This is a genomic window from Streptomyces sp. NPDC091280 (assembly GCF_044768565.1).
GTDB lineage: Bacteria > Actinomycetota > Actinomycetes > Streptomycetales > Streptomycetaceae > Streptomyces.
In genome coordinates this window covers 314,338-334,532 of record NZ_JBIVUZ010000006.1, presented here as the reverse complement: position 1 = coordinate 334,532, position 20,195 = coordinate 314,338, and the positions used below count along the sequence as shown (strand labels likewise).

The window sequence follows — 20,195 nt, the reverse complement described above, 5'->3', positions numbered from 1 at the left end:
ATGAACACCGGTGAGGCCGCCGAGCGGTTCGTGCGGGTCTGGGCCCGCGCGTGGGCCGCGCACGACGTGGACGCGCTGCTGGAGCTGTACGCCGAGGACTGCGTCCACCGTTCGATGCCGTTCCGCGAACCGCACCGGGGGCGGGCCGAGTTGGCCGCGTATCTGCGCTGGTCGTTCGCGGCGGAGCGGGTCGGCGACGTGCGGTTCTCGGAGCCCGTGGTGGGCCGAGGCCGGGTCGCCGTGGCCGAGTTCAGGGTGCTGGCCGAGGAGGACGGCGAGCCGTCGACGCTCGCCGGGTGCGTCTTCGTGCGTTTCGACGCGTCCGGGGCGGCCGTGGAGACCCGCGACTACTGGCACACCGAAGCCGGTCACCGGGAGCCCTCGGGCACGCTGTTCCTCGACTGAGCGTCCGACACCTTCCACCCAGTCCGACCAGTCGGTATGTTCAGGGGGTCCGGACCGCAGCGGCGCGGTCCGGGCCCACGGCGGACCACGGAGGCACCATGTCCGAGCACCAGCCAGCCATCGACGGCCACTGCGACCCCCGGTTCGCGGCGGTGCGCACGGCGTTCGAGGAGAACTTCCGGGACCGGGACGAACTCGGCGCCGCCGTGACCGTCACGGTGGACGGCGAGACCGTGGTCGACCTGTGGGGCGGCTGGGCCGACGCGGCCCGGACCCGCCCCTGGGAGCGGGACACGGTGGTCAACGTGTGGTCCACCACCAAGGGCCCGGTGGCCCTGTGCGCGCACATCCTCGTCGACCGGGGCCTGCTCGACCTCGACGCCCCGGTGGCCACGTACTGGCCGGAGTTCGCCGCCGCCGGCAAGGAGAACATCCTCGTACGGCACCTGCTGTCGCACCGCGCGGGCCTGGCCGGACTGCGCGAGCCGCACTCCCTCGCGCAGCTCTACGACTGGGAGCTGACGACCGGCCGGCTCGCCGCGACGGAGCCCTGGTGGGAACCGGGCACTCAGTCCGGGTACCACGCGCTCACCTACGGCTTCCTCGTCGGCGAAGTGGTGCGCCGGGTCTCGGGGTTGCTGCCGGGGGCCTTCCTGGAGCGGGAGGTCACCGGCCCGCTGGGGATCGACTTCACCATCGGGCTGCCGGAGAAGGAGGCGGGCCGGGCGGCCGAGCTGGTGCATCCACCCGCCGCGTCGAGCAGTGAACAGGCCGCGATCTTCAGCCAGTTGGCACCGGTCGCGCTCGCCGCCCTGACCAACCCGATCACCGGCGCGGCCGATGCCAACAGCCCGGAGTGGCGCGCCGCCCAGATCCCGGCGGCCAACGGCCACGGCACGGCCCGCGCCGTCGCCGCGCTCTACGGAGTGTTCGCCGGGCGCGGCTCCTACGGCGGCCACCGGATCCTCTCCCCCGAGGCCGCCGAGCGGGTGCGCGAGGGCCAGGGCAGCTGCCGCGACCTGGTGCTGGGCGCGGGCTTCGAGCACGAGACGGAGGTCGGGCTCGGCCTGTGGCTCAGCGGCCCGAACGGCTCCTACGGACCCGACCCGAGGGCTTTCGGACACGACGGCTTCGGCGGCTCCTGCGGTCTCGCCGACCCGGACGCCGGTGTGTCGCTGGGCTACACGATGAACCGGATGGGGCCTCATATCGCCAACGACCCAAGGAAGTTGGCCCTCATCGACGCCCTGTACGGCGCGCTGTGAGGGCCGATCGGCGCGGGCCGGTTTCAGCCTGATCGCCCTGCCGCCCTTCCCTGGTGGTTTAGACCAATGCTAGATCTGGTCGCGCGACGAGCCCGCACGGCTCCGTCTCGTCACCGGTTCCGCCCTCAGTCCTGCCACCCACAGGAGGCGCGGCATGGCCCGCACCACCCCCCGCCACCCGACCGCAGACCACCAGCCCCTCTACGGCAAGGTCGCCGCCCGGCTGCTCGACGAACTCCACGACGGCACCGTCCCGCCGGGCGAACGCCTGCCCTCCGAGCGGCGGTTGGCCGAACGCTTCCAGGTCAGCCGGGAGACCGTACGACAGGCGCTGGAGGTGCTGCGCCGGGACGGCCTGGTCGCCACCGACCGGCGCGGCAGCCACGCCACGCTGTCCGGTCTGCCGGTCGAGACCCCGTCCTCCCTCACCTTCCCGGTCGGCGCCCGGAGCACCGACCCGACCGGCTTCGACCGCACCTCCGTGGCCTGGGAGACGCCACCGCCCGAGCACGCCGAGGCCCTGGGCATCGCCCCGGACCGGCCGACGCTGGTACACCGGTACGCGTCGGCCGCGGCGGACGGCAGCGGCCTGCGTACGGCCGTCACCTCCTTCTCGGCGGTGGCCCTGACCGAGGTGGCGGAACTGGCCAGCTACCGCGACCGCGCCGGAGACTCCGGCTCGGCCCAGCTCCGGCGCGCCTACGACTGGATGCGCCGGGCCGGGCTGACCCTGCACCACCGGGACGCCATCACCCGGGCCGCGCACACGCCCTCGGTGCGGGTGACCCGCCGCGTGCACGACCAGTACGCGCGCCCGCTGGAGATCACCGACCTGGTCGTGGCGGCCCAACAGAACGCCCTGATCTACGAGTTCACGGTGCCCTCGGCGGGCTGAGCCCCGGGCCGGACGGCGTCACGCGCTCGTGAGGACGACGAGCCGCTGTGTCGCCCGGGTCATCGCCACATAGTGGTCGACCGCTCCCTCGACGCCCTCGCCGAACCTCTCCGGGTCGACGAGCACGACCAGGTCGAACTCAAGTCCCTTCGACAGCTCGGGAGTCAGCGACCGCACACGAGGCGTCGCCCGGAACGCCGGGTCGCCGATGACACAGGCGATCCCCTCGGGGTGTGCGGCGAGCCAGGTGTCGAGGACCGTCTCCAGGTCCGAGGCGGGGCCGTGCACGACCGGGATGCCGCTGCTGCGGATCGAGGTCGGCACGTTGGCGTCCGGGAGCGCGGCGCGGATGACCGGCTCGGCCTCCGTCATGATCTCTTCCGGGGTGCGGTAGTTGATGGTCAGGGAGGCGAGGTCGATCCGGTCGAGGCCGATCCGCTTCAGCCGTTCGCGCCACGACTCGGTGAAGCCGTGCCGAGCCTGCGCGCGGTCACCGACGACGGTGAAGCTGCGGGAGGGGCAGCGCAGCAGCAGCATCTGCCATTCCGCGTCGGTGAGTTCCTGCGCCTCGTCCACGACGATGTGCGCGAACGGCCCGGCGAGCAGGTCGGGTTCGACGCCGGGCCGGGCGGCCTCGTCGATCAGGGCGTCGCGCAGGTCCTGTCCGTGCAGCATGCCCATCGCGCCCTCGCTCTCGTCGATCTCGACGTTCTGCAGCAGGCTGTCGATGACGTCGGTCCTGCGGGCGTGTTCGGCGGCGACTGCGGCTTCCTGCCGGCGCTTGCGGCGCGCCGCCTCCGGGTCGCCGAGCCGCTGGCGCGCCGCGTCGAGCAGCGGCAGGTCGGAGACCGTCCAGGCCCGGGCGTCCGCGCGTTGCAGGCGCTGGACCTCCTCGCGGCTCAACGAGGGGGCGCACCTGCGCAGATAGGCCGGTACCGTCCACAGGTCCCCCACCAGGTCGGCCGCTTCGAGCAGCGGCCAGGCGTGGTTGAAGGCGGTGAGCAGTTCGCGGTTCTGCCGCAGGGACCTGCGGAGCAGGGCGGGGGTGACGGCGCCGTCCTGGGCGCTCGTGGTGTCCTCGTGCTTCTCGACCAGGATCGTGAGCAGTTCCTGCCAGACCTGTTCGCGGCCCTCGTTGTGCGGGGTCCCGGGTTCGGCCGCCTCGAAGGCGACGGCCCAGTCCTCGGCGCCGAGCCAGATGTCGGACCAGTGCGTGGTGACGTTCATGCCCTTGGTGGGCGGCTCCTCGTAGAAGCGGACGGCGGGTTCGATCGCCCGCACCAGCTCCACGGAGGACTTGAGCCGGGCGACCTCCGGGTCGGCCTCGACGCCGGCCGCGGCGCCCTCGTCGACGAGGTCCCGCAGGACGCAGGTCTGCACGCCTTCCTCGCCGAGGCTGGGCAGGACGTCGGCGACGTAGTCCAGGTAGGGCCGGTGCGGCCCGACGAACAGGACACCGCCCCTGCGGTGGCCCAGGCGCGGGTCGGAGTAGAGGAGGTAGGCGGAGCGGTGCAGGGCGACGACGGTCTTGCCGGTGCCGGGGCCGCCGTCGACGACGAGCGCGCCACGTGATCCCGCACGGATGATCGCGTCCTGGTCGGCCTGGATCGTGCCGAGGACATCACGCATCCGGCCCGAGCGGTTGCCTCCGAGGCTGGCGATGAACGCGGACTGGTCGTCGAGCGCGGCGTGCCCGGCGAAGCCGTCCGCCGTGAACACCTCGTCCCAGTAGTCGCTGATCCGGCCGCGGGTCCAGCGGTAGCGGCGGCGGCTCGCCAGGCCCATCGGGTTGGCGTGCGTCGCCCCGAAGAAGGGCTCGGCGGCCGGTGAGCGCCAGTCGAGGAGCAGTCGTCGGCCCGTGCTGTCCGTGAGGCCGAGCCGCCCGATGTAGACGGGCTCGGCGGTGTCGGCGTCGACCATGTGGCCCAGGCAGAGGTCCAGGCCGAAGCGCCGCAGGGTCCGCAGCCGTGCGGTGAGCCGGTGGATCTCCGTGTCCCGGTCCATCGCCGCCCGGCCGATGCCCCCGGGCGCCCTGCGCTCGGCGTCGAGCTGCTCGGTCAGGTCCGCGATCGACTGGTCGAGGCACTCGGCGATGGCCGCGAAGTGCCGCTCGTCGCCGCCGATCAGTGCCGGGTCGGCCTTGGCGAGGAGGCGGTCGGGAAGGTCGAAGGCGCTGGTGGTCAGGGGGTTCACGGCATCAGTTCCGTTCTGAGGTCGCAGCCGGCCGTGCGCGGGGCGGGCGGGCCGGACCGGTGTGTACGGGTTCTCGTGTGCGGGGTCGGGGCGGTTCACGCGCGGCCGGTCGGCCCTTCCCCGCCGGCCGGGTCGAGGAGCAGCCGCGCGGCCACGGTCGTCCCGTCGGTGCGGAGGCGGCCGGCCACCGTCCGTGCCCGGTCCCGGACCTCGGGGGCCAGGGCGGTGGTGAGGGCGGCCGACAGGGAGTCGTAGGTCGGCGTCGGACCGTCGTGCGCGACGCCGATGCCCAGTTCCGCCACCCGTGCCGCCCAGTATGGCTGGTCGACGATCTGCGGTACGACCACCTGCGGCACTCCGGACAGGGTGGCCGACGTGGTGGTGCCCGCCCCGCCGTGGTGCACGACGGCCGCCACCCGCCGGAACAGCGCCTGGTGGTTGACCTCGCCGACCACGAAGCAGTCGTCCCGGTCGTCGGTCGCGGCCAGCCGGGCCCAGCCCCGGCCGAGCAGGACCCGGCGGCCGTGGGCCCGCACCGCCGCGACGGCGTCCCGGGCCATGTCGGGCGCGTCACGCAGCGCCATGCTGCCGAAGCCCACGTACACGGGTGGCTCGCCCGCCGTCAGGAACGCCTCCAGCTCCGCCGGGAGCGGGCGCTCGTCGGGCAGGATCCAGGGTCCGGTCACCACGAGGTCGAGATCCGTCCGGTCCTGCCAGGGGAACAGGTCCGGGTCCGAGGCCAGCCAGGGCCGCTCGGTGAACGCGTGGTCGCGGACGTTGTCGACGGGCGGGAGGCCGATCGCCGCCCGGTGCCGGTTCTCCGCCTCGCGGTACAGGGCGTTCACCCGCTGGGCGTCCTCGTCCCACAGCACCTTGATGTCGGTCTCCGCCGCCGAGGACTGGTGGCCGGGCCGCGACGGCGGCCGGTGCTTCGAGGACGGCAGCCCGGCCGTGTGGAAGCAGGCGAACACATAGCGGATGCCCAGTTTCTCGGCCACCGAGCGGGCGCCGGTCGGCATCAGACCGCTCGCCAGCAGCACGTCGCAGCCCTCGGCCGCGGGCAGCAGCGTCTCGTAGCGGGCGGCGACCAGTTCGGGCGCGAGCTGGAACGCGGTCGCCGCGGACGGGGGCCGCGCCCCGGTCACCACCGAGCGCACCGTCGGGCCGAGCGGCAGCAGCGGCACCCCGGCCCGGTCCAGCAGCTCCGCGAACTCCTCGTCCGGCGGCGCGGCGACGCTCGCCTCCGCACCGAGTTCCCGCAGCCGGGCGGCGAGTCCCGCGACGGGTTCGACATCCCCGCGCGACCCCCACGTCGTCAACAGCACACGCATTCCACGACTCCCATTTCCGCAGGTCATGCCCTCAGGCCGGACATTCTGCGGCACCACGGGGGCCTTGCCGCAAGCCCCCCGGTGCGCTATACGTTAAGAAGGGAAGAGGAGTGAGCACACCTCCCGTTCCGCCCTCCCTCGTAGCCCGCGCGAGACTCGCGCGAAGAAATCCGCCCGGCGATGTCGAGAACCCGCGCCCGGCTCCGTCCCCGAGGTGAGTGCGACCACAATGGGTCGCACCGGCACCGAGGAGAACGACCATGGCCAAGTACCTGCTGCTGAAGCACTACCGCGGCGCCCCCGCCGCCGTGAACGACGTTCCCATGGACCAGTGGACGCCCGAGGAGATCACGGCCCACGTGGGGTACATGAACGAGTTCGCGGCCCGGCTGGAGAAGTCCGGCGAGTACGTCGACAGCCAGGCCCTCTCGCCCGAGGGGACGTTCGTCCGCTACGACGGCGAGGGGCGTCCCCCGGTCACCGACGGCCCGTTCGCCGAGACCAAGGACGTCATCGCCGGCTGGATGATCATCGACGTCGACAGCTACGAACGCGCCCTGGAGCTGGCCGGTGAGCTGTCGGCCGCGCCCGGTGCCGGTGGCGAGCCGATCCACGAGTGGCTGGAGCTGCGCCCGTTCCTGGGCGCGCACTCGACCACCGCGGACTGCACCTTCAAGTGAACGAGGTCCTGCTGAGAAGCCTCACCCCGAGCGTGCTCGGGATCCTCGTCCGCCGCGGAGCAGACTTCGCGGCGGCCGAGGACGCCGTACAGGACGCCCTCGTGGAGGCGGTGCGGGTCTGGCCGGACGATCCGCCGCGCGACCCGAAGGGGTGGCTCGTGACGGTGGCGTGGCGGCGGTTCCTCGACGCGACGCGCGCGGACACCGCCCGTCGCAGGCGCGAGGACCTGGTGGAGGAGGAGTCGGCTCCCGGGCCCGCGCCCGCGACGGACGACACGCTCCGGCTGTACTTCCTGTGCGCCCACCCGTCGTTGACGCCGTCGTCGGCGGTCGCGCTCACCCTGCGTGCCGTCGGCGGGCTCACCACCCGGCAGATCGCGCAGGCCTATCTGGTGCCCGAGGCGACCATGGCGCAGCGCATCAGCCGGGCCAAGCGCACGGTGTCCGGTGTGCGGTTCGACCGGCCCGGCGACGTGGCCACTGTGCTGCGTGTGCTCTACCTGGTCTTCAACGAGGGCTACTCCGGTGACGTCGACCTCGCGGCCGAGGCGATCCGGCTCACCCGGCAGGTCGCGGACGTGATCGACCACCCCGAGGTGTCCGGGCTGCTCGCGCTCATGCTGCTGCACCACGCCCGCCGCGCGGCCCGCACCGCGCCGGACGGCAGCCTGGTGCCGCTGGCCGAGCAGGACCGCGCCCGCTGGGACACGACGCTGATCGCCGAGGGCGTCACGATCCTCCAACTCGCCCTGACCCAGGACCGGTTGGGCGAGTTCCAGGCGCAGGCCGCCATCGCGGCGCTGCATGCGGACGCGCCCAGGGCCGAGGAGACGGACTGGGTGCAGATCGTCGAGTGGTACGACGAACTCGTGGGCCTGACCGACAGTCCGGTGGTCCGCCTCAACCGCGCGGTGGCGGTCGGCGAGGCCGACGGCCCGCGCGCCGGTCTCGCCGCGCTCGCGGCGCTGGACGACTCGCTCCCCCGGCACACGGCGGTGGCGGCCTACCTCCACGAGCGCGACGGCGACCTGACGACGGCGGCGCGGCTCTACGCGGAGGCGGCCCACAAGGCGCCCAGCCTCGCGGAGCGCGACCATCTGACCCGCCAGGCCGCCCGGCTCAACACCCTCAGGTCCGCTTGAGCCGAACCGGCGCGACGACCGCCCGCGCGCACCGGCCGCCGTACCGCCCGGCGGTCACTCCCACTGGTACGGGAGGTACTTCCCGTCGAGCGTGATGACGACCCGGTCTCCCGCCGGGTCGGGCACGCGGCTGACGTCGAGGCGGAAGTTGATGGCGCTCATGATGCCGTCGCCGCACTGCTCGTGGATGAGTTCCTTGATGGTGGGGCCGTAGACCTGGACGACCTCGTAGAGGCGGTAGATCGTGGGGTCGACGGGCACGGCCGCGTCCAACGCGCCGCGCGTGGGCTGGAGTTGGAAGGCGAGGGCGGCGTCCTCGTCGAGTTCGAGGAGGGCGGCGGCGGTCGCCGCCTCGTCCTTGGTCATGGGGTGCTGGCCCAGCAGGGCCGCGGTGGTCCAGGCGAGCGGGCGGCCCACGGCCTCCGCCAACTGGGCCCATGTGACACCGGTCTTGACCTTGGCCTGCCGGACCGCCTCGGCGGCCTCACCCTTGCTGAGCATGCACAACTCCGTTCCCGGACAGCGTGCTTGACCACACGCCGCCCAGCGTAGGAGATCACCCGTGCCGCGACAATGGCGTCGCCCACGACCGAGCGCCGTCCGCACCACCCGCTACGGCAGCCGTCGTGCCGCGATCATGCGGACGCGGGGGCTGCCGTCGTCGCGGTGGCCGAACTCGGGCAGGGCGTAGCGCTCCACGTCGAAGCCGATCCGCTGCAACTCCCGCTGCACGAAGCCGAGTCGGAAGTCCCGGTAGTACATGACGAAGGGCGGTCGCCACACGGCGTTGCGGACCTTCATCGCCGCGTCGAAGCCGGACAGCGCCCAGTAGGCGGGCGAGGTGGGGCGCGGCGGCGCGAGGACGGGGAAGGCGAAGCAGCCGCCGGGCCGCAGCACGGAGCGCACCTGGCCGAAGAGCCCCGGCAGTTCGCGGGGCAGGAAGTGGCCGAACGCGCCGAAGCTGACCACCAGGTCGAATCCGGCCCGGAACGGCAGGGCCCGCGCGTCGCCGCGCACCCAGGAGACGCCCGGCTGTTCGCACTTCACGCGCTCCCGGGCGACGGCGAGCATGCCCGCGCTGAAGTCGACGCCGGTGACGCTCCTGCGGCACACCGTCGTCAGTGCCTCGGCGCCCGCGCCGGTGCCGCAGCACAGGTCGAGTCCGTCGTCGAAGGGCCCGATGCTCCGCAGCGCGGCGGCGACCGCGTCGAGCACCGGGGCCGGTGTCCGGAAGGGGGTGTGGTCGAACTTGGGCGCCAGCAGGTCGTAGCCGTGCTCGACGGACGACAGTGCCTGGACGGCGAGTTCGCGCAGTGTGGGACCTTCGGGGCTGAACATCCGGGTCAGCCTAGGCGAACTCGCCGGCTCAGGACGGCCAGAACGCGGTCGCACCAGCGCAGGTTCTCCTCCTCGAAGGTGATCCCGGCCAGCAGGGTGAGATACGGCCCGATGCGCTCGTCGTCCCTGAGGTACTCGTCCTCGGTGCGCCCGTCGAGGAGCCGGAGCCGTACCCGCTCATAGCGGTCCAGCTTGCCGCGCGCCCACGACCTGCGCTCCTCGACCAGTTCGCGGATGACGGCGGGGTCGGTGCCGTCCATGGCCTGGATCTTGATGAGGAACTCGTCGCGGACGGCGGTGGGGCGCCGGGGCGGCTGCGCGGCGAAGGTGTCGAGGTCGCGGCGGCCGGCCTCGGTGAGCGTGAACATCCTTTTGTTGGGCCTGCGTTCCTGCTGTACGACCCGTGCCTCGATCAGTCCGTCCCGGGCGAGGCGCTCCAGTTCGCGGTAGAGCTGCTGCGGTGTCGCGGGCCAGAAGTTCGCCAGCGACACGTCGAAGGTCTTGGCCAGTTCGTAGCCGGAGGCCTCGCCTTCCAGGAGGGCCGCGAGGACGGCGTACTTGAGGGACATGTGGACACGCTAACAGCGGTTGATTAGTCTCATCCACACCTACTCAACTAATTGACTACGAGGTGAACCGATGCGTGCGTTCCGTGAGGCGGTCGAGGCGCAGGACATGGCCGCCGCCGAGGCGCTGCTGGCCGAGGACGTGGTCTTCACCAGCCCGGTCGTGTTCAAGCCGTACACCGGGAAGGCGATCACCGCGTCGATCCTGCACGCCGTCGTCCGGGTCTTCGAGGACTTCCGCTACGAGCGGGAGATCGGCGACCCGGACGGCACCGACCACGCGCTGCTGTTCCGCGCGCGGGTCGGTGACCGTGAGCTGACCGGCTGCGACTTCATCCACGTCAACGAGGAGGGCCTGATCGACGACCTGACGGTCATGGTCCGCCCGCTGTCGGGCGCGAAGGCCCTCCAGGCGGCGATGGCGGCCCAGTTCGAGCGGATCGCCGAGGAGGCGGAGGCACGGCAGACGTGACACGGCGGCCGGCGCCTCCGCGCTCCCTCACGCGACGGTCAGCGTCAGGGCGCCCGTGTAGGTCCGGCCGGCCGTGACGGCGGTGGCCGTCCCGTCGACCGTGAGGGTGAGCTTCTTGCCCCGGGGTGCCTTGACGGTCGCGTCGGCGGCGAGGACCAGCCGGGTCAGGTAGGAGGTGCCGGTGACCGTCCAGGTCGAGCCGCTGTCGAGCTGGACGATCACGCCGTTGTTGACGGCGGCCTGCGTGGTGTTGGTGACGATGCCCAGCTCGTAGAAGGTCGACGCGTCGATGCTGGACACCCGGTGCTTGGCGGCCGTCGCGGAGATGACGCCCTCGACGCTCGCGTCCTCGAAGGTGAGGACCATGTTCTTGCCCTTGCGCATGCCGTTGTAGAAGTCGCCCTTCAGGGCTATGGAGTTGAAGGTGGCGGCGCCGTCGGTGGTGTGGACGGCGGTCGCATCGAAGCTCGCGTCCTTGGCCGGGTCGCCGGTCGGCTCGGTGTAGACGCCGATGTTCATCATCTTGCCGTCGACCGGGACCGGGCCCGGGTCGTCCAGCTCGATCATCTGGAGGATGACCCCGTCGCGCGGGTTGAGCCGGGCGCCCTGGGAGCCGTCGACGCTGATCGTGGTCTGCTGGCCCTTGTTGAGGAAGGTGGCCCGCTCGGAGTTGATCTGCGTGCCGCCGTCGAGGGTGAGTTGGCCGGTCCCGAAGAACATGTAGCCGAAGTGGCCGGAGTTCACGACCGTCCTGCGTACCGGTATCGACGCCAACTCGCCCTTGGACAGGCCGAGTTCCAGCTCGGTGTTGAGCGCGGAGACGGCGGCCCTGGTGCTGTCGCCGTAGTGCACGACGGCCGCCGGGCCCGCGATGATGGTCGCGTAGCTGCCGACGTCGAGCCGCGAGCCGAGCACCCGCACGGTGGCGTCGCCGATGGCGTAGGTGCCGTAGCCGTACTCCCCCGTGTTCCCGAAGTGGCTGTTGATCGCGGTCAGTTTGAGCCCGCTGCCGCCCTCGACCGACAGGGCGCCCCACGTCTCGGAGAAGATCGTCGAGTTGAGGTAGGTGGCCTTGCTGTCCTTGCCGATCAGGTTGGTGGCGCGGACGTTGCCGTCGAGCCCGAGCATCCAGGGCACGGACTCCATGTACGGCGTCTCGACGGTGGCCTGGTAGTCGGCGGGCAGGACGCCGTTGCGGGTGCGCAGGACGGAGTCCCGGACGAGGACGTTGGCGCCGTCGTCGGCGATGACGGCGGTGCGGACGACTCCCTTGGTGTCGATGCGGGCGCCGTCCAGGACCAGCGTGGTGCCCGCGCCGTCGCCGACCACCGCGGCGCCGTAGCCCGCGAAGTCCGAACGGCCGTTGCCGGTGAGGGAGATGGTGGGGCGGTCGAGTGTGTAGGTGGCGTCCTGGACGTACACGCCGTCGAAGCACTCGCCGGTCGAGGTGATCGACACGTTCCTGGCGTAGGCGTCGGTGAGCCTGCCGCCGCGGACGGCCGCGAGTACGGACTTGTCCTTGACCACGCCGTCGGCGTCGACGTACACCGCCTGCCGGAAGGGGAAGGTGAGCGTCTGGTACGTCACCTCGTTGGCGGCGGCGACGGTCAGGACGACGTCGCCCCGGTAGGTGCCGGCCTGGATGAGGGTGGCCGTGGCGCCGGTGGCGGTGAGCAGTTGTCCGGTCTCCACGCCGTCGACGGTCAGCGAGAGGCTGGATCCGTCCGGGGCGACGATCTTCCCGCCGGAGGCGATGGTCAGCTCGCTCACGCGGGTGGTCGCGGAGACCGTGTACGTCTCACCGGATCCGACCGAGATCCGGGTGCCCGAAGCCTTCTTGGCCGTCGGCGCGGCGGTGGCGGAGACCGCCGGCACCAGTACGGCTCCGGCCGTGGCGGTACCGGCGATCAGGACCGAGCGTCGGGTGATCAGCGTCATTGCTTGCCTTCCCAGGGATCGATGCGCCGTTGCGCAGTGTGACCGACCGGCCGTCGAACGCGGGGTGCGGACGGGCCCGGCGGTGGCACCGAAGGTGCGCACGAGGGAGTGAATCAGCCGGGAGAACCCGGTAACAGGCGGGCGGCACACACATATGGGAGTCCGATGCCTCGGATCACGCCGACCATTTCATGGCGGTCACACAGAGTCGTCATAGCGGCTGAACTCCCGTACGCGCGACGGCGAGGCGGGCGGCCCGTCGGCCGTCCACCTCGCCGTTTCCCGAACGCCGTGCCGCTACGCCGGGGCGATCATCCCCGCCGACAGGTCGATGTCGGCGCCGCACAGGCCGGGCATCGCGAGCATCGCCACCAAGGCCTGAGCCACCTCGTGCTCCTCGACGAGCCGGCCGAGGGCGGCCCGGGAGGCGAAGTCGTGTTCGGCCTCGGCCACGGTGCAGCCGGTCAGTTCGGCGGTGAGCCTGAAGTTGCGGTCCATACGCGGGCCCCGGACCGGGCCCGGGGAAAGGGAGTTGACCGCGATCCCGCGCGGTCCGACCTCCCCCGCGAGGGTCCGGGTCAGACCGAGCAGCGCCATTTTGGAGGCGGTGTACGGGGTGCGGTTGAGCAGCGGGCGTTTGCCGCTGACGGAGGCCACGTTGACGATGTCGCCGCGTCCGGCCGCGAGCATCGGCGGCAGGAAGGCCCGGCACAGCAGATAGACGCCCCGGACATTGGCGGCGAACACGTCGTCCCATTCGTCCGGCTCGATGTCGACGAGGGGCCGGACGGGGCCCGCGACCCCGGCGTTGTTGACGAGCAGCGACACGTCCTCGTCGGCGAGCCGGGCGGCCAGCGCGTCGACGGCGGTGGGGTCGCAGACGTCGCACACCGCCGTACGGGCCTGTCCGCCGTCCTTGACCACCCGTGCCGCCGTCTCGGCGAGCGCCGCCTCCTGGCGCCCGACCAGGACCACCCGGGCACCGGCCTCCGCCAGGGCGAGCGCGAAGGCGCGCCCGAGCGGTCCGCCGCCGCCCGTGACCAGTGCCGTACGGCCGTCCAGGGTCATGCGGTGTTCCAGGGCAGTTCGTCGCCGGCGGCCTTCGCGGCGCGTACGTCACCGGAGCGGGCGTGGCCCTCGAACAGTTCGACGCGGGCGGCCCGTCCGCACAGCCGGCCGAGCAGCGCCTGGGAGTCGGTGTCGGTGACCTCCTGGTAGGTCACCGTCTTGAGGTACTTCCCCACCCACAAGCCGCCGGTGTAGCGCGCGGCGCCGCGGGTGGGCAGCACATGGTTCGTGCCGATGACCTTGTCGCCGAACGACACGCAGGTGCCCTCGCCGAGGAACAGCGCGCCGTACTGGGTCATGCGCTCCAGCGCGAGGCGGGGTTCGGCGGTCAGCACCTCGACGTGCTCGAAGGCGAACTCGTCGGCGAGGGCGTACAGCTCGTCGAGCGTGTCGACGACGTGCACCTGGCCGTGGTCGCGCCAGGCGGGCCCGGCGAAGTCGCGGGTGGGCATGCCGGGCAGCAGGCGTTCCACCTCGGCGATCGTGCGCTCGGCGACCTCGCGGGAGGTGGTGATGAGGACGGCCGGGGAGTCCGGGCCGTGCTCGGCCTGGGAGAGCAGGTCGACGGCGCAGACGAACGGGTCCGCCTGCTCGTCGGCGAGCACGAGGATCTCGGTCGGCCCGGCGAACAGGTCGATGCCGATCTCCCCGAAGAGCTGCCGTTTGGCCTCGGCGACATAGGCGTTGCCGGGTCCGGCGATGAGGTTCACCGGCCGCATCGTGTCCGTGCCGACCGCCATGGCGGCCACCGCCTGCACTCCGCCGAGCAGCCAGATCTCGTCGGCTCCGGCGAGGTGCATGGCGGCGACGGTGGCGGCGGGGATCTCGCCGTGGATGGGCGGGGTGCAGGCGACCACGCGCGGTACGCCCGCGACCTTGGCGGTGACGATGGTCATGTGGGCGGAGGCGGTGAGCGGGTAACGGCCGCCGGGGATGTAGGCGCCGGCCGCCTGTACGGGGATGTGCTTCTGGCCCAGGCGCACACCGGGAAGCGTCTCGACCTCGAACTCGCCCAGGGAGTCCAGCTGACGGCGGGCGAAGCCGCGTACCTGGTCCTGGACGAAGCGGATGTCGTCGATGACCTGCTGCGGCACCGACGCGACGATCTTCTCGACCTCCTCGTCCGTCAGCCGGAAGGAGGCGGGGCTCCACTTGTCGAACTTCTCGGAGCAGGCGCGCACGGCGGCGTCGCCGCGTTCGCGGATGTCCGCGATGACACCGGTCACGGTCTCGCGGACCTGGTCGAGGGAGGCGGCGACCTCCGCCCTGGGTACGGCGTGCTTGAGGATCTCTGCCACGACTGCGGCCTTTCTGCGGGTGGTTGATCAGACGGGGGGTGCCACGAACAGCACGTCGGGGTCGTTGAACTGCTCCTTGGCGACCGACTCGCTCATCGGGTCGGCGGTGCCCCACTGGTCCTGGGTGATCGGGTCGTCGACGTCGTGGCGGCCCGGGTGCCACAAGTCCTCTTCGAGGACGGCGAGTTCGGTCGTGTACTCGACGGTGTTGCCGTGCGGGTCGTGGAAGTAGGAGAAGGTGTTGTCACCGGCGAGATGCCGGCCGGGCCCCCAGGTGAGCCGGGTCCCGGCGCGCAGCGCCCGCCCGGTGCCGCGCATGTACTCCTCGACCCCGCGCATCTCGAACGAGGCGTGGTGCAGGGAGACATGGGGTCCTCGGGCGATGGCGAAGGAGTGGTGGAGCGGGCTGCACCGCAGGAAGTACATGAGGTCGCCCATGTGCGCCGAGTACAGGGTGTCGGTGAGCCGGAACCCGAGGTGGCGGACGTAGAAGTCCCTGAGCCCTTCCGGGTCCTGGGAGTTGACCACGCAGTGCGAGAGGCGGACGGGGATCGCCTCGCGCTCCTCGATCCTGCGGTGGGTGCGGGTGGCGACGTCGGCGGAGACCTCGACGACCCGTCCGTCGGGGTCGAAGAACCGGAAGCCGTAGCCGCCTCCCGGGGTGTCCAACGCCGTGGGCTCGCCGAGGAGTTGGACGCCGGCCCGGCCCAGTCGTCCGTGCAGTTCGTCCACGTCCTGTGGTGAGGCGGCCCCGAAGGCGACCAGGTCCATGCGTTTGCGCTCGTCCTCCCGGATGCGGACGATGTACTGCTCGGGGCTGCCCTCGGCGGCGAAGAAGGCGATGCCGCTGTCGTTCGCGACCTCGGTCAGGCCCCAGGTGGTGCCGTAGAAGGCGCGCTGGCGGGCGAAGTCCGGTACGGCCAGGTCGACATGGCGCAGATGGGTGATGGGCTGGAAGGTCACTGTCCGCTCCTGACGGTGTTGCGCTGGTGGCCCAGGCCGGTGATCTCCGACTCGACGACGTCGCCGGGCTTGAGGAAGACGCCCCAGTGCGCGCCGTTGCCGGCCGGGGAGCCGGTGAGCAGCAGGTCGCCGGGGCGCAGGGTGGTGGTCGTGGAGGCGTAGGCGATGAGCTTGGGAATGTCGAAGATCATGTCCTTCGTCGACTCGTCCTGGCGGACGACTCCGTTGTGGCGCAGGGTGATCCGCAGGTCGCCGGGGTCTCCGACGAAGGCGGCCGGTACGAGGAAGGGGCCGGTGGGCAGGAAGGTGTCGGCGTTCTTGGCGGTGAACCAGTCGGTGCCGATGGCCTTGAGGTCGGGCCGGTAGAGGCGGTCGCGGGTGGTGAGGTCGTTCGAGATCGTGTATCCGGCGACGTGCTCCATCGCCTCCTCGGCCGGGATGTTCCTTCCCGACTTGCCGATGACCAGGGCGAGTTCGAGTTCCCAGTCGTGCTGCTCGCCGAGCGCGGGGAGCACGATGTCGTCGTAGGGCCCGGTGAGGGCGCGGGGGGAGCCGAGGAAGATGTACGGCACTCCGTTGCGGGCGCGCTCGTCCATCATCAGCTCGGCGTCGGCGCGGGCCTCCTCGGGGGTGGCGCCGTGCACGCTCTCCTTCTCGGCGGCGACCAGATCGACCACGTGCTTGCGGTAGTTGGCCCCGCTCTGGAGGATCTGGCCGGGCTCGATCGGGGTCAGCACGCGCAGCGCGGCGAGCTCGTGCCGGCCGCCTTCGGCGGACCGGGCGAGGTCGCCGAGCCGGGGCAGCAGTTCGGCCCAGTCCTCGACGAGCGCCCGGATCGACGGCACGAGATCGGAGAGGTCGCGCACGCGGGAACCGGTGACCAGACCGGGGAAGACCGCCGCGCCCGAGGCGAACGTGCCGAGGGCGAAGGGTCCGGCGTGGGTGGGCAGTGGATCGGGCACGGCGCTCTCCTCGTACGGGTGGGGGCTCGCCCTCGACGCTAGGCAGCACGGGGACCCGGCGGAAATGGCGATCCGCGATGCCTGCCATCGGCGCCCGCGCGGGCCCTTCACCGGGGGCTCCATCGCCGTACGGGATGCATGACGTCCCCCTTGCCGATGCCTCGATCCGTTGACCGTGGATCGGCCGTCCACGCAGGCTCGGAGCACCCACTTTCCCGAGGAGAAGAACGTGATCGTCGAGCATGCCGAGCTGACCGTCGAGGCGGGGCGTGAGCAGGAGTTCGCGGAGGTGTTCGGCAAGGCCCGTGAGGTGCTGGCCGAGGCCGACGGGTTCCGCTGGGCCGAGCTGCTGCGCGGTGCGGAACGGCCGTCGACCTTCCTGCTGCTGGTCGGCTGGGACTCGGTGGAGGCCCACATGGTCGGCTTCCGGGAGTCGGAGGCCTTCGGGCGCTGGCGGGCCCTGGTCGGACCGTTCTTCGCCGGGCCGCCGGCCGTCGAGCACTTCCACGAGCTCGGCGCCCGCTTCTCGGGCTGACCCCCACTTCTGTCTACGTTCGCAAGGATCGCCCATGCCCGTACAAAAGGTGCTCGTCGTCGGCGGCGGCATCACCGGAAGCGTGCTGTGTCTCGCGCTCGCCCAGCGGGGCGTCGAGGTGGAGCTGGTCGAGATCTCTCCGCAGTGGTTCGGTGTGGGCCATGGCATCACCGTCCAGGGCAACGCGCTCAAGGCGCTGCGTTCCGTGGGCGTGCTCGACCGGGTGCTCGCCCGGGCGGTGCCCTTCGACATCATGCGGCTGCGCCGCGCGGACGGCGAACTGATCACCGAACTGGCCACCCCGCACACCGGCGGGCCCGAACTGCCGTCCACGGCGGGCGCGTTGCGCTCGGACCTCCAGGACGCGCTGTGCGACGCGGTGCGCGCGCACGGGGTGCGGGTCCGCCTCGGGCTGAGCGTGGACCGCCTCGACCGCTCGCCGGACCATGTGGACGTGTCCTTCACGGACGGTTCGGCCGGCCGCTACGACCTCGTCGTGGGCGCCGACGGCATCAACTCCGCGACACGCGCCCTGATCGGCATCGACGCGAAGCCCCGTCCGGTCGGCATGTCGATCTTCCGGGTGGTCGCGGACCGCCCGGCCGAGATGGACTGTGCGGAGGTGTACTACGGCGGGCCCCGCTTCAAGGCCGGCTACAGCCCGATCTCGCCGGACCAGTGCTACGCCTACCTCCTCGACGAGAACCTCGACACCTCGCTCATCGGCCCGCGCGCCCCGCTCTCCCTGCTGCGCGAGCGCGGCGCGGGGTACGGCGGCACCTGGGGGAAGATCCTCGCCGCGCTGCCCGAGGACACGGCGGTCGACTACCGCTGGATCGAGGCGATCCTCGTCGACGAGCCCTGGCACCGCGGGCGCACGATGGTCATCGGCGACGCCGCGCACGCCTGTCCGCCGCTGATCGCGCAGGGCGCGGCGATGTGCATGGAGGACGCGGTGCTGCTGGCCGAGCTGGTGACCGGGGACGAGCCGACGGACCAGGCCCTGGACACCTTCATGGCCCGGCGGCTGCCCCGGGTGCGGATGGTCCTGGAGAACTCCCTCCAGCTCGCGGACTGGGAGATCCATCCCGGCACGCCCGGCGCCGACCCGGCCCGGATCATGTCGGAGACGCTGGACAACCTGACGGCGGCGGCATGACCGGCTCGCCCGTGGTCGACTTCCACGGCCACCTCGCCGTCCCCGCCGCCGACGCCCTGGTCGCGGACACGCCGGGGCTCGCGGCCGAGCTGGCGGCCGAACAGCGCGCCCACTCCCCCGCGTCCCTGGCCGTCAACCGCGCCCAACTCCAGCGCCTGGCCACCAAGTTGACGGACGTCACGACCCGTCTCGCGGACCTCGACGCGATGGGCGTGGACATCCAGGTCGTCGGCCCGATGCCGATGCACCACTACTGGGCCGACCAGGATCTCGCGATCCGGCTCACCCGTACCGTCAACGCGGCCGTGGCCGCCCACTGCGCCGTCGCGCCGGACCGGCTGTTCGGCCTGGGCACCGTCCCGCTCCAACACCCGGACCTGGCGGTCGCGTTGCTGGACCAGGCGGTCAACGACCATGGCCTGTACGGCGTCAGCGTCTCCACGACGGTCGACGGCCGCGAACTGGCCGACCCCGCGCACGACACCGTGTGGCAGCGGGCCGAGGAGCTGGGCGCGGTCGTGTTCGTGCACCCCTGGGGCTGCTCGCTCGGCGCGCGCCTGGCGACCAACTACCTGGGAAACACGGTCGGTCAGCCCGTCGAGACGACGGTCGCGCTCTCGCGGATCGTCTTCACCGGTGTCCTGGACCGCTTCCCGCGGCTGAAGCTGGTGGCGGCCCACGGCGGCGGCTATCTCCCGACGTACATCGGCCGCTCCGACCACGCCTGGCAGGTCCGCGAGGACGCGCGCGGCTGCGCCGAGTCCCCCGGCTCCTATCTGCGGCGGATGTGGTTCGACGCCCTGGTGTACACCCCGCGCGCGCTGCGCCGGCTGGTCGAGGAGGTGGGCGCGGACCGGGTGGTCCTCGGCACCGACCACCCCTTCGACATGGGGATCGACGACCCGGTGGCCCGCCTCGACGCGGCCGGGCTCGCGCCCGCCGACCGGGCCGCGATCGCCGGGGGCAACGCTCTCGACCTGCTGTTGAAAGGACGCACCCGATGACGACCCGCCCCGCCCTCGGCCCGATCGAGGAAGAACTCGCCAAGGCCCGTTCCGCCTACCGCAACTGGGGCCGCTGGGGTGAGGACGACGTGCTCGGCACCCTGAACTTCGTCGACGACGCGATCCGCGCCCACGCGGCGGGCCTGGTGCGGCGCGGGCGGTCCTTCTCGCTCGCCCAGGAGTTCAACGAGTCCGGCCCGCAGCGCGGTTTCCGCGGCCGGATCAACCCGGTGCACTACATGAAGGACACCGGCTCCGACGCGGCGGCCGGCACCCAGGGCTTCCCGCACGGCTTCGGCGGCGCCGACGACCATGTGGTGATGCCCTTGCAGGCCTCCACCCAGTGGGACGGGCTCGGCCACATCTACGACAACAAGCAGGCGTGGAACGGCCGTCCGTGCACCATCGTCAGCGGCGACGGCGACTCGGTCACCGGCATCGAGCACATGCGGGACGCCTTCACCGGCCGCGGGGTGCTGCTCGACGTGGGCCGCGCGGTCGGCGACGAGCTCGGTGAGCTCCCGGACGGATTCGCCATCCTGGAGGAACATCTGCGCGCCACCATCGAGGCGCAGGGCGCGACGAGTTCGGTCCGGCGCGGCGACCTCGTCCTGATCCGCACCGGGCAACTGGGCCGGGTACGGCGGCTCGGCGCGTGGGGCGGTTACGCGGCCGGTGACGCGCCCGGCCTCTCCTTCACCACCCTCGGCTGGCTGCACCGCACCGAGATCGCGGCCATCGCCTCCGACACCTGGGGACTTGAGGTACGGCCCTACGAGTTCCCGCAGCCCGCGATGTCCCCGCTGCACCAGATAGCGATCCCCAACATGGGTCTTCCGCTGGGCGAGATGTGGGATCTTGAGGCACTGGCCGAGGACTGCGCGGCCGACGGCGTGCACGAGTTCCTGCTGGTCGCCGCGCCCCTGCCGGTGACCGGCGCGGTGGGCGCCCCCGTCAACCCGATCGCGATCAAGTGAGTAC

20 protein-coding genes are annotated in these 20,195 nt (G+C 72.0%); 10 read left to right on the top strand and 10 right to left on the bottom strand.

What is annotated here, in order from left to right:
• The 3 genes from ACIQPR_RS20345 (at position 1) to ACIQPR_RS20335 (ending at position 2,565) form a co-directional block, all read left to right on the top strand.
• Entirely contained in the window at positions 1–405 is a 405-nt protein-coding gene (locus tag ACIQPR_RS20345) for a nuclear transport factor 2 family protein (RefSeq protein WP_403650196.1), read from the top strand.
• A gap of 98 nt (positions 406–503) precedes the next feature.
• Positions 504–1,670, top strand: a complete 1,167-nt coding sequence (locus ACIQPR_RS20340; RefSeq protein WP_403650193.1) for a serine hydrolase domain-containing protein — start codon at positions 504–506, stop codon at positions 1,668–1,670.
• Between the two features lie 154 nt (positions 1,671–1,824).
• On the top strand, positions 1,825–2,565 hold the full coding sequence (locus tag ACIQPR_RS20335; RefSeq protein WP_403650190.1) for a GntR family transcriptional regulator: 741 nt from the start codon (positions 1,825–1,827) through the stop codon (positions 2,563–2,565).
• An 18-nt stretch (positions 2,566–2,583) separates the two neighbouring features.
• On the opposite strand, the gene helR is transcribed toward ACIQPR_RS20335, so the two are convergent.
• Together helR and ACIQPR_RS20325 are read right to left on the bottom strand one after the other, a co-directional pair.
• Positions 2,584–4,758, bottom strand: a complete 2,175-nt coding sequence (gene helR, locus ACIQPR_RS20330) for an RNA polymerase recycling motor ATPase HelR (protein ID WP_403650188.1) — start codon at positions 4,756–4,758, stop codon at positions 2,584–2,586.
• Between the two features lie 95 nt (positions 4,759–4,853).
• Complete coding sequence (locus ACIQPR_RS20325) at positions 4,854–6,089, bottom strand: glycosyltransferase (protein WP_403650185.1); 1,236 nt, start codon at positions 6,087–6,089, stop codon at positions 4,854–4,856.
• A gap of 260 nt (positions 6,090–6,349) precedes the next feature.
• Here ACIQPR_RS20325 and ACIQPR_RS20320 point away from each other — a divergent pair, with 260 nt between their 5' ends.
• Both ACIQPR_RS20320 and ACIQPR_RS20315 read left to right on the top strand, forming a co-directional pair.
• Entirely contained in the window at positions 6,350–6,769 is a 420-nt protein-coding gene (locus ACIQPR_RS20320) for a YciI family protein (RefSeq protein WP_403650183.1), read from the top strand.
• The gene (locus tag ACIQPR_RS20315; protein WP_403650181.1) at positions 6,766–7,911 is read left to right on the top strand and encodes an RNA polymerase sigma factor; all 1,146 of its coding nucleotides are present in this window, start codon (positions 6,766–6,768) and stop codon (positions 7,909–7,911) included. The genes ACIQPR_RS20320 and ACIQPR_RS20315 overlap by 4 nt, the downstream gene beginning before the upstream one ends.
• Before the next feature lie 54 nt (positions 7,912–7,965).
• Here the strand turns inward: ACIQPR_RS20315 and cynS are convergent, their stop codons facing one another.
• The 3 genes from cynS to ACIQPR_RS20300 form a co-directional block, all read right to left on the bottom strand.
• Positions 7,966–8,412: a cyanase gene (gene cynS / locus ACIQPR_RS20310; protein WP_403650178.1), complete on the bottom strand. Its 447-nt coding sequence runs from the start codon at positions 8,410–8,412 to the stop codon at positions 7,966–7,968.
• Between the two features lie 111 nt (positions 8,413–8,523).
• Positions 8,524–9,249, bottom strand: a complete 726-nt coding sequence (locus tag ACIQPR_RS20305) for a class I SAM-dependent methyltransferase (RefSeq protein ID WP_403650175.1) — start codon at positions 9,247–9,249, stop codon at positions 8,524–8,526.
• Between the two features lie 5 nt (positions 9,250–9,254).
• Positions 9,255–9,818, bottom strand: coding sequence for a PadR family transcriptional regulator (locus tag ACIQPR_RS20300; protein WP_403650172.1), 564 nt, complete (start codon positions 9,816–9,818; stop codon positions 9,255–9,257).
• 70 nt (positions 9,819–9,888) lie between these two features.
• Between ACIQPR_RS20300 and ACIQPR_RS20295 the strand changes: the two genes are divergently transcribed.
• Positions 9,889–10,287: a nuclear transport factor 2 family protein gene (locus tag ACIQPR_RS20295; RefSeq protein ID WP_403650170.1), complete on the top strand. Its 399-nt coding sequence runs from the start codon at positions 9,889–9,891 to the stop codon at positions 10,285–10,287.
• Positions 10,288–10,314: 27 nt separating this feature from the next.
• Here the strand turns inward: ACIQPR_RS20295 and ACIQPR_RS20290 are convergent, their stop codons facing one another.
• The 5 genes from ACIQPR_RS20290 to ACIQPR_RS20270 form a co-directional block, all read right to left on the bottom strand.
• Positions 10,315–12,225 (bottom strand): hypothetical protein, encoded by a 1,911-nt coding sequence (locus ACIQPR_RS20290; protein WP_403650167.1) that lies wholly within the window; start codon positions 12,223–12,225, stop codon positions 10,315–10,317.
• A 297-nt stretch (positions 12,226–12,522) separates the two neighbouring features.
• Entirely contained in the window at positions 12,523–13,293 is a 771-nt protein-coding gene (locus tag ACIQPR_RS20285) for an SDR family NAD(P)-dependent oxidoreductase (RefSeq protein WP_403650164.1), read from the bottom strand.
• Entirely contained in the window at positions 13,290–14,591 is a 1,302-nt protein-coding gene (gene hisD / locus ACIQPR_RS20280) for a histidinol dehydrogenase (RefSeq protein ID WP_403650161.1), read from the bottom strand. Before hisD ends, ACIQPR_RS20285 begins: the two co-directional genes overlap by 4 nt.
• Positions 14,592–14,618: 27 nt before the next feature.
• Positions 14,619–15,554 carry a VOC family protein gene (locus ACIQPR_RS20275; protein ID WP_403650158.1) on the bottom strand — a complete coding sequence of 312 codons (936 nt, stop codon included), beginning with the start codon at positions 15,552–15,554 and terminating at the stop codon, positions 14,619–14,621.
• On the bottom strand, positions 15,551–16,516 hold the full coding sequence (locus tag ACIQPR_RS20270) for a fumarylacetoacetate hydrolase family protein (protein ID WP_403650156.1): 966 nt from the start codon (positions 16,514–16,516) through the stop codon (positions 15,551–15,553). Before ACIQPR_RS20270 ends, ACIQPR_RS20275 begins: the two co-directional genes overlap by 4 nt.
• A 229-nt stretch (positions 16,517–16,745) precedes the next feature.
• On the opposite strand from ACIQPR_RS20270, the gene ACIQPR_RS20265 reads away from it, so the two are divergent.
• Genes ACIQPR_RS20265 through ACIQPR_RS20250 form a run of 4 tightly spaced genes read left to right on the top strand, consistent with a single transcriptional unit; the run spans position 16,746 to position 20,191 of the window.
• Positions 16,746–17,051 carry an antibiotic biosynthesis monooxygenase family protein gene (locus tag ACIQPR_RS20265; RefSeq protein WP_403650153.1) on the top strand — a complete coding sequence of 102 codons (306 nt, stop codon included), beginning with the start codon at positions 16,746–16,748 and terminating at the stop codon, positions 17,049–17,051.
• Between the two features lie 34 nt (positions 17,052–17,085).
• Positions 17,086–18,210 carry an FAD-dependent monooxygenase gene (locus tag ACIQPR_RS20260; RefSeq protein ID WP_403650150.1) on the top strand — a complete coding sequence of 375 codons (1,125 nt, stop codon included), beginning with the start codon at positions 17,086–17,088 and terminating at the stop codon, positions 18,208–18,210.
• On the top strand, positions 18,207–19,214 hold the full coding sequence (locus ACIQPR_RS20255; RefSeq protein WP_403650147.1) for an amidohydrolase family protein: 1,008 nt from the start codon (positions 18,207–18,209) through the stop codon (positions 19,212–19,214). The genes ACIQPR_RS20260 and ACIQPR_RS20255 overlap by 4 nt, the downstream gene beginning before the upstream one ends.
• Complete coding sequence (locus ACIQPR_RS20250) at positions 19,211–20,191, top strand: cyclase family protein (protein WP_403650144.1); 981 nt, start codon at positions 19,211–19,213, stop codon at positions 20,189–20,191. The genes ACIQPR_RS20255 and ACIQPR_RS20250 overlap by 4 nt, the downstream gene beginning before the upstream one ends.
• Positions 20,192–20,195 lie beyond the last annotated feature (4 nt).

Excerpts from the sequence above, each read along its gene's own strand:
- ACIQPR_RS20345 (WP_403650196.1), top strand. The coding sequence starts at position 1 with ATGAACACCGGTGAGGCCGCCGAGCGGTTCGTGCGGGTCTGGGCCCGC.
- ACIQPR_RS20340 (WP_403650193.1), top strand. The coding sequence starts at position 504 with ATGTCCGAGCACCAGCCAGCCATCGACGGCCACTGCGACCCCCGGTTC.
- ACIQPR_RS20335 (WP_403650190.1), top strand. The coding sequence starts at position 1,825 with ATGGCCCGCACCACCCCCCGCCACCCGACCGCAGACCACCAGCCCCTC.
- ACIQPR_RS20325 (WP_403650185.1), bottom strand. The coding sequence starts at position 6,089 with ATGCGTGTGCTGTTGACGACGTGGGGGTCGCGCGGGGATGTCGAACCC.
- ACIQPR_RS20320 (WP_403650183.1), top strand. The coding sequence starts at position 6,350 with ATGGCCAAGTACCTGCTGCTGAAGCACTACCGCGGCGCCCCCGCCGCC.
- cynS (WP_403650178.1), bottom strand. The coding sequence starts at position 8,412 with ATGCTCAGCAAGGGTGAGGCCGCCGAGGCGGTCCGGCAGGCCAAGGTC.
- ACIQPR_RS20305 (WP_403650175.1), bottom strand. The coding sequence starts at position 9,249 with ATGTTCAGCCCCGAAGGTCCCACACTGCGCGAACTCGCCGTCCAGGCA.
- ACIQPR_RS20300 (WP_403650172.1), bottom strand. The coding sequence starts at position 9,818 with ATGTCCCTCAAGTACGCCGTCCTCGCGGCCCTCCTGGAAGGCGAGGCC.
- ACIQPR_RS20295 (WP_403650170.1), top strand. The coding sequence starts at position 9,889 with ATGCGTGCGTTCCGTGAGGCGGTCGAGGCGCAGGACATGGCCGCCGCC.
- ACIQPR_RS20290 (WP_403650167.1), bottom strand. The coding sequence starts at position 12,225 with ATGACGCTGATCACCCGACGCTCGGTCCTGATCGCCGGTACCGCCACG.
- ACIQPR_RS20285 (WP_403650164.1), bottom strand. The coding sequence starts at position 13,293 with ATGACCCTGGACGGCCGTACGGCACTGGTCACGGGCGGCGGCGGACCG.
- ACIQPR_RS20260 (WP_403650150.1), top strand. The coding sequence starts at position 17,086 with ATGCCCGTACAAAAGGTGCTCGTCGTCGGCGGCGGCATCACCGGAAGC.
- ACIQPR_RS20255 (WP_403650147.1), top strand. The coding sequence starts at position 18,207 with ATGACCGGCTCGCCCGTGGTCGACTTCCACGGCCACCTCGCCGTCCCC.
- ACIQPR_RS20250 (WP_403650144.1), top strand. The coding sequence starts at position 19,211 with ATGACGACCCGCCCCGCCCTCGGCCCGATCGAGGAAGAACTCGCCAAG.